The organism is Streptomyces sp. NPDC051214 (genome assembly GCF_040682375.1).
Taxonomy (GTDB): Bacteria; Actinomycetota; Actinomycetes; order Streptomycetales; family Streptomycetaceae; genus Streptomyces.
This window is the reverse complement of sequence record NZ_JBFBAT010000011.1, coordinates 295,933-307,155: the sequence shown is the minus strand read 5'-3', so window position 1 is coordinate 307,155 and position 11,223 is coordinate 295,933. Positions and strand designations below refer to the sequence as shown.

General features: G+C 63.7%; 9 protein-coding genes. All 9 read right to left on the bottom strand.

What is annotated here, in order from left to right; translation table 11 throughout:
* Positions 1-116 precede the first annotated feature (116 nt).
* Complete coding sequence (locus tag AB0M70_RS28950; protein WP_365824256.1) at positions 117-419, bottom strand: WXG100 family type VII secretion target; 303 nt, start codon at positions 417-419, stop codon at positions 117-119.
* 56 nt (positions 420-475) lie between these two features.
* Entirely contained in the window at positions 476-814 is a 339-nt protein-coding gene (locus AB0M70_RS28945) for a WXG100 family type VII secretion target (protein WP_365824254.1), read from the bottom strand.
* Between the two features lie 65 nt (positions 815-879).
* Complete coding sequence (locus AB0M70_RS28940) at positions 880-2,109, bottom strand: S8 family serine peptidase (RefSeq protein WP_365824252.1); 1,230 nt, start codon at positions 2,107-2,109, stop codon at positions 880-882.
* Between the two features lie 1,621 nt (positions 2,110-3,730).
* On the bottom strand, positions 3,731-4,207 hold the full coding sequence (locus AB0M70_RS28935) for a hypothetical protein (RefSeq protein WP_365824250.1): 477 nt from the start codon (positions 4,205-4,207) through the stop codon (positions 3,731-3,733).
* A 515-nt stretch (positions 4,208-4,722) separates the two neighbouring features.
* Positions 4,723-5,403, bottom strand: coding sequence for a hypothetical protein (locus AB0M70_RS28930; RefSeq protein WP_365824248.1), 681 nt, complete (start codon positions 5,401-5,403; stop codon positions 4,723-4,725).
* Entirely contained in the window at positions 5,403-7,685 is a 2,283-nt protein-coding gene (locus AB0M70_RS28925) for a hypothetical protein (protein WP_365824246.1), read from the bottom strand. The genes AB0M70_RS28930 and AB0M70_RS28925 overlap by 1 nt, the downstream gene beginning before the upstream one ends.
* A 20-nt stretch (positions 7,686-7,705) precedes the next feature.
* The gene (locus AB0M70_RS28920; RefSeq protein ID WP_365824244.1) at positions 7,706-8,128 is read right to left on the bottom strand and encodes a hypothetical protein; all 423 of its coding nucleotides are present in this window, start codon (positions 8,126-8,128) and stop codon (positions 7,706-7,708) included.
* Between the two features lie 126 nt (positions 8,129-8,254).
* The gene (mycP, locus tag AB0M70_RS28915) at positions 8,255-9,448 is read right to left on the bottom strand and encodes a type VII secretion-associated serine protease mycosin (RefSeq protein ID WP_365824293.1); all 1,194 of its coding nucleotides are present in this window, start codon (positions 9,446-9,448) and stop codon (positions 8,255-8,257) included.
* 74 nt (positions 9,449-9,522) lie between these two features.
* On the bottom strand, positions 9,523-11,052 hold the full coding sequence (gene eccB / locus AB0M70_RS28910) for a type VII secretion protein EccB (RefSeq protein WP_365824242.1): 1,530 nt from the start codon (positions 11,050-11,052) through the stop codon (positions 9,523-9,525).
* Positions 11,053-11,223: the final 171 nt, after the last annotated feature.

Here is an 11,223-nt window from a genome sequence, read left to right as displayed (position 1 = left end):
CGCATCAACGTGCTGTTCGCGATGCTCCGCGACGGCACCTTCTACGAACCCAGAACCCCACGCCTCGCTTGAAGAAAGACATAGAGGCACCCCCCGGTGTTGCGTGCTGCTCCGGCTCACTGGAAGTAGCTGGCGCCCTTCAGGTCACCGCCGCGGTAGTCACCGCCGGCCTGGCTGACCTTCTGGCCGATGTCGACGAGGGCGCGGTGGATGGCCTCCACATTGTTGTCCCACTCTTTTTGTTTTACGACATACGCCCGGTGGGCCTCTCCGTCCCACCCCTCGGCCACCCTCGCCACGGCCCGCTTGATGTCCGCGAGGTCGGCCTCCAACTGCTTGGCCTGAATGCCGAGTTCGGTCGTGATGGCGTCAAGGCCGCCGTACTTGACCGCGAGCTCGTCCATGTGGACGTTAACCATGCCTGCCCCGTTTCTCCGTAGATGCGAGGAACGCATTCCCCGATGAGCTCAGTGCGTCAGTAGCTGTTGATGGCCGACTGCTTGCCGCCGTACTCCACGTCGATGCCGGCCATCGTCGATCGGACCTGATCCTCGAGCCCGTCAGCGATCTTCTCGTTGTCGTTGATGCCGTCCAGGAAATCCACCAGGATTCTCCCGATCGCCTGCATACGCTCGTTGATCTCGGTCTGCTTCTTGTCGAACGCGTGAGCGCCAATGCCTCGCCAGTTCACCTCCATCGTGTCGAGGGTGCCCTGGAGACGCTTGAGCTGTTGCTGGACCGATTCGTACTTGCCCACGATCTCATTCCTCAGAAGCGCCACTTGCTCTTTGTTCAACTTCTGGCCGTCAGCCACGGCTGAGCTCCCTTCTCGAGCGTTCGTTGATATGTGTCGGGGGGTGCTGCGCCGACTTCAGGACTTCAGGCCCTGCGGCGAGCACGCGTCGCCGCGAAGGCGCCGCCCCCGATGGCCACGGCTGCGGCGATAGAACCGAGGATCACCCACAACTGATCCTTGTCGTCGCCAGACTTCGAGCTCGAAGCCGCCGTTTCGGCTTCGCCACCCGTGGACCCCTTGGGGGGTTGCGATGAGACTGGTGCGGAAGGAGAGGCCGAAGCCTCTTTGCCCGATCCGAGACCGGGAGTCTTCTCGTTGGTCAGGGGGTCGACATCCGCAGGGCCAGGGTTTCCCCGGTCCTTCAGCAAGTTGGGGGCCGGCCGGACGAGACCGTAGCCGAGGTACATGCTCGGATCGTCCTTCGGCCAGTCTCGACCTGCCGTGTCGAGGAGGACGCGAAGGACCTGGTTGGCCGTCCAGTTGGGGTGCTTGGACCAGATCAGGGCGGCGGAGGCGGAGGCGATGGCCGTCGCGGCGCTTGTACCGCCCTCGCCGTCGCAGTACGAGCGGAGCGTCTCATCGCACCACTCGGGCAGGTCCAGGCCCGGCGCCGTCAAATCCACGTAGTCGCCGCGTTCAGAGAACTTGGCCACCTTTCCTGACTTGTCGGCGGCGGAGACTCCGGTGACAGACGGAAATGCTGCGGGGTACCCGATGAAGTTCTTCTTCTCACCGTCGTTTCCGACACCGGCGAACATCAACTTGCCCTTGGAGGCGGCGTACTTCACCGCCGCCTTCTCATCTGGGTACGCAAAGTCAGAACCGAAGGACATGTTGATGATCCGGGCATCACTGTCGGCCGCGGCCCGAATTGCTTCAGCACTTCGACTCCCCTTCTTCTCGAACTTGCCCCCCAGACCGGTTCGAAAGGACACGACCTCGGCACCGGGCGCCAAGCCCTTGATGCCCCCGCCTGCCCCGGATCCCACGATGAGTTCCGCCATCGTGGTCCCATGTCCGTCGTAGTCATCCGTCGAGCCACCAGGCAGTCCTGCCACGTCCTTGCCCGGATGTACGCGGCCTTTGAGCGATGGCGTCTCCGAGACACCGGTGTCGACAACTGCGACCTTGATGCCCTCGCCGGTACTGACACCCCAAAGGTCATCGGCACCCATGGCCCCCAAGTGCCACAGCTTCGACCGGATGTCGTCCGCCGTCGCACTCGGAGCAAGCCCTGGGAACACGAGGACCAGCACAACAAATGCCGAGGCCACGGTGGCAATGCGTCTCCCCGCACCGCTCTGCAGCGGCACAACCCACCCACCGGGTCGACTGGCTTCTGACCTCATGCCCTGCACGTCCTTGCTCGCGATCAGTCGATCACCGGCGGCACGTGCCGCCGGTTGCCTGGCAAATGTGTTTCCTCGTCCTCGACCAGATGGTCGGGCCGCTGCACGCTCTCGTCATCGTCGGAATCCGGGCGTCGTGATGCGCTCACGGGACCGCGCACCAGCCCTGTGCCCCCAGCGGTGAATCCATTTCTACGGCCTGCGGCGGTAGACGTACGTTCCTTGGGGGTACCGACCACGCCACCGGGACCACTGGTGAACCGGCGAGGCGTCTGCCCGTTAGCAGCCGTCCCCTGAGGCGCCGCTCCAACGACTCCACGTTGGCCTCCGGCTCCATTCGTTGCCCTTGAGCCACCAGAGCCCTCGGTTCCGATGACCGGGCCACGCGGAAACCTGGAGCCCGACGAACCCTGCACAGGTCCATGAGCAGGCCGCCCACCGACGACGCCGTTGTCACGACCCGCACCAGTGCCTGGGAGGCCAGGGCGAAGACCCGGCACGGCGGGACGTGGTGTTCCCCCAGTGACGGCACGTCCTACCGGCGGCTGTCCAGTAGCCGTCGGACCACTGACGGTTCTCCCTTGGGCCATCGGGCTCGAAGGACCCGGGCCTCCAGTTGGTCGCGCTGGGCCGGTCGTGCCTGTTCGACCTGGGGCCGGCAGTGAAGTCTTCGGGCCTGTTCCAGGAACTGGCGTGCGTGCAATGGGGCCACTCGGCGCAGGGAGACGAGGGCCTCTTGCAAGAGGAGGAAGAGACTCTCCGGCACCACCCGTTGGACCTACTGTCGGAGGTGACGAAGCGGGAACCGGACTCGCGGTCTGTGGCGGCAGGGTCTCGACGCTGTCAATCTCCGTGCTGACAGGCCGATCCGGCGAGGTGATCGAGTCCGGCGAGGCGATCGGGGCGGGTCCGTCAACGCGGGGCGGAGCAGATTCGCCCGGGTATGGGTCCCCTCCCCTCACGGTGTTGGCAGAGCCGTCAGGCGTGACCTGAGCGCCACCTGCGGTCATGGCGGAAGATGCCGCACCCCTCTCCGCGCCGCGACCGAGGCTCTCTTTCCCCTCCGGCACTCCCACGTCCGGCATAGCCGAGAACGTAGGCGGCTCCTGTCCAGCCATCGAGTGCTGCGACACCTGGTAGAACGACGACAGCCGGTTCATCTGGTTGATCGCCTCTTGGCGATGGTTCTCCGCCTTGGCCGCGGCGTCGTACTCCGGATTGCCGTCCACACGCTTGGGAGTGGGAATGTCCTCGACCATCGTCGGATCGGCGCGCTGGTCCCGGGGCGGCATCGAACTGCGGACGGACGCCAGCCCCGCAGCCGCGGATGCGATCTGAACGCTGGCAGTGTCAGCGAAGTCGGAGAGGCTATGCGTGTCCTTGACGAGGTTCTTGCCCCACTTGCGGAACGCCTCCCCCGCCTCGCCTTCCCAGTCGACACGATCGATGTGCTCGCCAAGCTCCTTGGCAGCCGCGGCAATCGCGTTGCGAGCCTTCTTGAGCGCTTCCCCCGCGCTCTCCAAGTCGCCGGGATTGGCCTGTTCCACCAGGTCGATCATGTCGTTGAGGCGGTGACCTTCGAAGCTCACAGACGCCACCCGGAGTCGGAGCCGTCGTCGGTATTGCTGCGGGGTGAATCGGGCATGCCGTCCTTCTCGCGCTGCGCGGCAGCCGCATCACGCTCGACCCTGGTCTGAATCGCCCAGAAGCGCTGCCTCAGGTCCTCGTCAAGGTTGTCGAAACCGACGTCCGCACCGTGCACCGCGATGCTCATGGCATCGATCTGGTCACCGAGCATTCTGGAGAGCGAAGTCAGCCGCTCGTGAACTTGGTTGTACTGCGAGTACAGGCCATCGGCTGCCGGGAACGCACTGCCTCCGCCGCTGAAGGAGCCCCGAGAGAGCTTGTACCCCCCGACCGCACTCGAACCGCCCGCTGATCCCTCGAACTCCGTGAGCAGCGTGTTGACGCGTCGGCGAAAGGTCTTCAGCGCCTCCAGCCCACGTTTGAGGTCAGCGCCCGATGACGGCGCCGTCCCCCCGTGCCCTTCTGTAGCAAGCACGATGCCTACCCTCCCCGTTACCTGCCTGCCCGATCGTTTGCGGATCGCGGTGGCCCGGTGGTCACTTATCGCGCCCGCGTCACTCTAGTCACACTCAGCGTGACAGCCAACCGGACTGTGCGGCAGGGAAGTTGGTAACCAGCCCCGCAAGGGGCCCACGCTTGTCGGCAAACCGTGCCATAAGCCGTATCGCTTCACCGAGAGGGCCGCCCATCAGCCAATAGGGCATGGCCGCCCTTCGCTCCGACACGATTGGGGTCAGCGCTCCCTCGCGTTCCCGAACCAGCAAGGCGGCGCCAGACGGCGACACATGTGCAAAGCGTTCTCCACTCCAGGGGGCGGCTGGAACGTCTTCACCATCAGGGCCCCGGCCACGCTCCGCCTGACCGGACATCGCGCGATCGCCGCGTCGCTTCGACGCATTGCACACAACGACACACGGCCTGTCCACTCTCGCCACTCCGCGATCAAGAGCTGGATGTCACGGCTTCACGCCCGAAACTTTTCGGTACGGTTTACGATACTGAAGCGGGAACCTCTCTTGGAATGTCTGGCTTGTTGCGGCATTTGAAAGCACGCGTCACCGTCTCGGCCGAGCGCAGTAGGTGCTCCAGGTGAACACGAGTATCGGTGTCCCTGGTGAGAGTGTCGACCATGTCTCCCTCAAGTGGCACTTCCTTCTCCTGTCCGTCAGCCGCACCCGCGACTCCACACTTCACATAAATCCGGTAGTGAACAGGACCGAGTCGATCTTTCCCGTATACCAATTTGACATCAGAATTGACCGGGATTTCGACTAGTCGCTTTTCACCTGCACGATTCTTATCGAAGGGCGAATCGAAAGGGAAAATAGAGGCGCCATACTCGATCGCCAAATACTCACCCTGTTTCTTGGGTGTCGCGCTCACCCTGCATACCTCGGATCGGAGAAACGAAGGAGCCTCGGCCTCGTCAGGCGTCCACCCCTTCATCTGCTTTTGAAAGAGCACCCTCGCCTCGTCCAGCGTATCCGGACCGTGTATGGCTACCTCACTGGCAGACACATTGTCCTTGATCCATTCAATGCCAGGCTTTCCGATGACCCTCTCACAGGCGTCTCGACTGGCAGCAGAACCATTACCCCCTCCCGAACTGCAAGCGCTGACCCCCAGGAGGGACATCACCAGCATGGCGACCGTGGAGCTTTTCTTTACCATCAGAATCCCCGTACATTGTCTGTGTCAGTGAAACGACCTCCAGCGCTGTACGACGACTGGGCGTATCTCGTCAGTTCCCGAACCTCTTGTGGTGTCATCCCTTGCCCCTCTGCATAGTTCAACAGGGGAGCCATTGCGTTACGCTCACCATCCCGCTGGGCCATCTGAATCCCCTTGATAGCGTCATCGGTGTTGTCGTATTCGCGCGCCTCCAGCCAGTCGATTGTGTTGTTGGAAAATGCGGTTCCGGCTGCGCCGCCCAGGGCCTCAAATGCAAGCGGAACAGCGATCACCGCAGCTGCACCAACCGGAACGAAGACGCCAGCCGCCACTCCTGCAGTAGTGCCGAGTGCCGCACTCGCTGCGAAGTTGCGCCAGGCCGCCTGCTTTTCAAGTTCCTTATTCCTAGCTGCCTTATCATCGGCGAATTCCTTACCGATTGCCTCAGTTCGCGCCTCGTCCAACATCCCATGCGTCGCAGCGCTGTACAGCCCGGCGTCTATAGCATTCTGATGGTTGCCACCCTGTGCGGCCATAAGACTGGCACCGTACACCTGTTGCGCTGTAGAGACCTTGGCGTAAGAATCCTCTTCAGAAGAAAGAGCCCGCAGAAAGTTTGAGGTATCCGACATGCCGAAGTCACGGAGATGCTGCTTGTCGTTCTTAAACAATCCATCCCTATCCGTGAGGTTTCCGCTCTCCCCAAAGTCTGCCATTGTATAGTTTATGCTGTTAATGTGACCAGCTGCCATATTCGACAGACTGTCTCGAATTCCTGGCTGCGCATCGATTACATCCGCCGAGTTATAGGCATCCACGACGTTCGACATAAGCAAGGTTCGAGCGTCGCGAGCCTTGATCTCCGCTTCGGTGTTCGTCGGCGGAATCTCTGGGTACTTTTCGTCATACGCATAGCCCAGCGTTGCAGATTCCAGCGCGTGGCCGAGATTGTCGAATCCGTCCGGTTTGCCGTCCCCTCCGTCCGGCCACTTGCGGGATTCTTCCCCTTGGCCCACCAGATAGTCCCAGTTACTCAACTTGTCGATACCGTCATTGGCACCCTCACCCGTTTCGCCATTGAAGAACTCCAGGGAAGCCTTCGGGTTGTGTCCGAGGGATTCCATGAAGCCGGCGATAGGATCATTGGGGGCATCGGAAGGCGGGTAGTTAAGTTGCGTGTCGTCGTTCCATAGGTTTTCGGGAGTGCCCAAGACGTTGTCTTTGTGGCTGCGTTCGAACTCCAGCAGCTTCTCCCCGTAGCTGTCCAGGAATTTTGAGTCGAACTTCCCCTTCTCCATCAAGCCACTCATGATCTGGAACCCATACGGGCCCCCCTGGTGGACTCCGTTCAACGGGAATTGCTTACTGCCAGCGTTGATCACTTCCTGTTTCCAGTCGTCCATGCCGTGCGCGTTGGTTTGTGTGGCCTGGGCGAGGCTCATGCTTAGGTTGTCCTGCACGTGCGCCAGCAGTTTGGCCCGGTCCCCCTCAATTTCGGCACCGGGAGGGGCAGCAAGTTCGCGCCAGAAGCGGAGGGTTTCTTCACCACCGAGTTCGCCGGCGAATCGCGCCGTGAACGCCGGGTTGTCACGCTGCAGGGCAAGGGTCTCATTGAAGCGCTTGAGCTCGCGCTCACTCCACTCTTCGACGTTGCCTTTGGCGATCTTCTTGGCCCAGTACTCCGCATCAGCGACTCCTTGGGAGTTGTCAGCGCCCTTGAGTCCCTTCACTTCCTTGCTGGTGAAGTCGTGCTTGTTGCGGGCCAGCGCTCGCAGCGCTCGGGCGGCGACGCGGTCGGTGTCATCGACTTCGTGCAGGATTCGCATCACCGTACGCTCAGCGTTCGCGACCTCCGCATCGGAAGGCCAGTCATCTTTTGCATCCTTACCCGCTACGGCTGGGGGGGCCGAAGGGGGAACAGCCCCGCCCTTGTCGTTGATGTAGATGCCACGCTTTGTGGCGTCGGCGAGCGCAGTGCTCAGCTCGTCCTTATGCCGGACGAAGGCAGAGTGCGCGTCACGCAGAACTGCGTGGACACTTTTGGCGGCCTTGACCGCGTCATTGAACTCCCCCGCCGTCTTGAGCACGAACTCCCGGTTCACAGTGGCGTTGTCCCCGCGCCACTCGGCGTCCCTGGTCGCGGTGTGGAGCTTGGTAGCGTTCACGCCCTCACCCTCGCCGGTGGCCAGGGACTGCAGCTTGCGCACCATTTCTTCCCAGTCGCCGACTGCGGACTTCAGCGGGCCCAGGCTTAGGCTCAGCACTTCCGGTACATTCAGCACAACTCAACCCCTATTTACCCTTAGTTGCTGATGTAGTCGCTGATACGGGATGCTCGAATTGAGGTCGCGATTTTATCCTCGTCCTTTCTGTGAAGGGAGCGAGTGAAGTCAAGGTGGTTGGAGATGTGGCCACATGCATCCACGAGGGTTCTGGCCTGGGAATTCCAGGAATCATGCAGCTCCGTCAGAGCAGCTCCCATGTCGAGCCCGTCGTTGAACAATCCAGTGGCGGCCTCGAAGGTGCTCGGCCGGGCATGGTCGGAGTCCTTGCTCAGACGCTCGCGGAGTTCGTAGGCCATGTTGCCGAGTTGCCCCAACTTGTCGTCGCGGACGACCAAGTCCTTCTCGCCGCCGCCGCTGGCAGCAAGTTGATTGAGCTGCATGTGGCCGGGCTGCCGCTCGGCCACATCGGCCTTGATCTGCTCCCAATCTGCCCAAGTCATTCCCGAGTCCCTTCCCCGTTCGTATCGTGTCCCTGGTTCGTTCTAAATGCCATGCATTCGCGGGCCCGTCGTGCGGTTCGACTGATCCGTACGCCACTGCTTGGAATGACTGGCATGGCCACATCGTCAGCCCGCACTCTCGCCCCACCCCCTTCTTCGCCGCCAATCCCGCACAGCCACCCCCGCCCCACCAAGCCCCGCCACCAGAACCCCCGCCCCCACAGCCACGTACGTGGCGATTCGCGCCGTGCGTTCTTCTGCTGTCTCGCCGAGGTTGAGTTTCGCGGGGGTCGGGGCCTTCGCTCGCGTGATGCCTTCCTCGGCCCTTGGGGTCTCGATCGGGTGGTCGTCTTCGGTGAGGGCTCGGACCGGGTCCACCACTCCCCAGCCGACCAGGCGGTCACGGCCCGCCACCGAGCGTTCTGCCGTTTGTTTGATCTGGGCTGTGATCTGGCGTGACGTCCAGTTGGGGTGCTTGGACTTGATCAAGGCCGCCACGCCCGCCACGTACGGGGCCGAGAAGCTGGTGCCGTTGTCCGAGCAGTGGCCGCCGCCCGGAACCGTCGAGATCATGTCTACGCCGGGGGCCGCCACCCCCACGGCCTCGCTCGACTGGGAGAACGCGGCCCGTTCGTTGTTGCGGTCCGATGCCGCCACCGCCAAGACGCCCTCGTAGGAGGCCGGGTAGGTCGGTTTGACATTGCCGCCCAGGCCGTCGTTGCCGGCTGACGCCACAATCACCTTCTCGTCGGCGAGGGCCCTGTCCACCGCCTGTTTCAGGATCGGGGCCGGCTCCACGGCGTTGGCCGTGTCCTGGGAGATGTTGATGACGTCCGCCCCCGCTGCGACCGCGTAGTCGATCGCCCTGGCGAGAGTCTTTGTGTCGCCGTGGCCCTCCGCGTCGTTCTGCTGGATGGGGATCAGCGTCGCGTCGGGGGCCAGGCCCACGAAGCCCGTGCCCTTGGTAGGGCGGGCCGCGATGATGCCTGCCACGCGGGTGCCGTGGCCGACGGTGTCCGTCGTGCCGTTCTCCTTGCCGCGCTCGATCTTGTCGCCGTTGGCGTCCTTTAGTTTCCTGCGGAGCAGGTTGCGGCCCTTTGATGCGTCTACCGCGCTCTTGAGCTGCGGGTTTTTGACGTCCACTCCCGTGTCGATCACCGCCACCCGTACGCCCTTGCCAGTGGACTGGCGCCACAACTCGTCCAGGAGGACCCTCTGCAATGCCCAGGGGCGGCCCGCGTACTTCTTGCCCCCGAACGTGCACTGGTCGCCGGCCGCGGCCGCGGTGGGTGCCGCGAGCACCGTTGCCGTCGCGATCATCGTCAGGGTCGCCACCGTGGCCGCAGCGAGGTGCGTCCGGCGCTGTGCGTACGTCATCGTCAGATTCCTGCCGTCTAGGAGCCCTGCGGCTGGCGCGCCGCCGACGTCGAGAGACGCGGGCCCGTGGGGAGGAACGTGGACCAGGGTGCCGGCACCGGGGTCGCGTCCACGTTCGCGTAGCCGAGCCGGGTCTGGGACTGCCGCGCCTCTTGTTGCTGCTGCTTGCGCTGCTTGGCCGAAGTGCCGATGCCCGCGTCGTCCGTCGCGCTGTCGCTGTTGGACTGCATCGCGTAGCGCAGGCCCGTGTCCGTGGCGAGGAAGACACTGCCCGCCTTGGTCTCCGAGCCGGTGAACTGCCGGTAGAGAAGGCCCGATCCGGCCGTCACGTACGCGCTGGACGAGCCGGTGGGCAGCGTGGCGGGGAAATCCGTTCCCGCCCACGTGCTGAGCGTGGTGTCACCTTCGTCGTCCACTTTGCGCAGGACGTTGCAGATGGTGTTGCGGCTCCCCGCGTTCTCGGAGGCTTCATTGGCGGTCGCCGGATCCTGGCTCGGCCATGTGTACTCCGAACCGAAGGCCTTGAGGTCCGGGGTGAAGGCGCCGGTGCTCAGGCTGCGGGCGTTCCCGTCCTGGCCCACGGCGACCAGGTCGGGGCTGCCGAGGAGCAGTGTCGCGGTGAAGTCGGAGATCGGGGCGATGCGTCCGGGTTCCACCACGTAGTGCTGCGTCCCCGCACCCTCGGACGCCTTGAGGACCATGCCGACCTTGTTTGCGCGCCGGTCCTGGAGGCCCTTCACATGGGCGGCGGCTCCCGGAACGCCTTTCACCTTTGGGAAAGCGATCGGGTCTCCGTGGTGGAGCGTCTTGAGCCACTCACTGGAGACCCGCTGCGGTTCATGGCCGCGGTCCACAATGGTGCGCAGCAGGACACTGAGATGGTCCTTCTCCGCGATCCGGTACGCCCTGCCCCGGGCATCCACCACGTAGCGGACCTTGTCGGGCCCGACGACGTACAACAGCTCGCCGCCGCGCAGTCGTTCACTGCCCTCGGTCTTCTTCTGGTCGCGCTCCGCCAGGATGAACGCGGCCTTCTGGATGGCTCTGCCACCCTCGCCCGGGCGTTCGCACACCGCCCAGCGCTTGGCGGCGCCGGCCTCGGATTCCGAGGGCAGGCGGTCGGGGGCGTACGGGATGCCGATGGTGGCGCCGTGCGGGATCTTGCCCTTGTCGAGGACCGACTCGTCGACGTTGATGACGTCGCTCTTGTCGGCGTCGAGGAGGAGCTTCGCCGAGGCCATGTTGAGGACGGGGTGAAGCTGGCGTTTGCCGTTCGTCTTCAGGACCACGTAGCGCGTCGTGGACTTGCTCGCGATGATCACGTGTTCCTTGGGTTTGTCCCAGCCTGGCTTGGCCGCCGGTTTGAACATGCCCCATGCGCCGAAGACGGCCAGGACGATCACTCCGACGATGAGGCCCGGCACCACACCACGCAGAGGTCGTGGTGCGCCTTCCTCCGAACCCGATGGCGACGGCTGGATGAAGGACGCGAGCGTGCGGCGCTTCGCGAAGGTGTAGGCGTTGAGTTCGTCCCGCCGTGATGCCATGAGTGTGTGCTTCTCCCCCGTGCGGCGCAGGGGGCACGCCACCCCCACCCTCCGTTGTCAGACCCGGCCCCTACTATGCCTGTTGAGTAATCGCGCGTGTGGGGTGGGTAAGGTTCCCGGGCGCTCCTGGGGCGCGTGTTCCGTGATCACCAGGGCGATTCGGGAGAATTT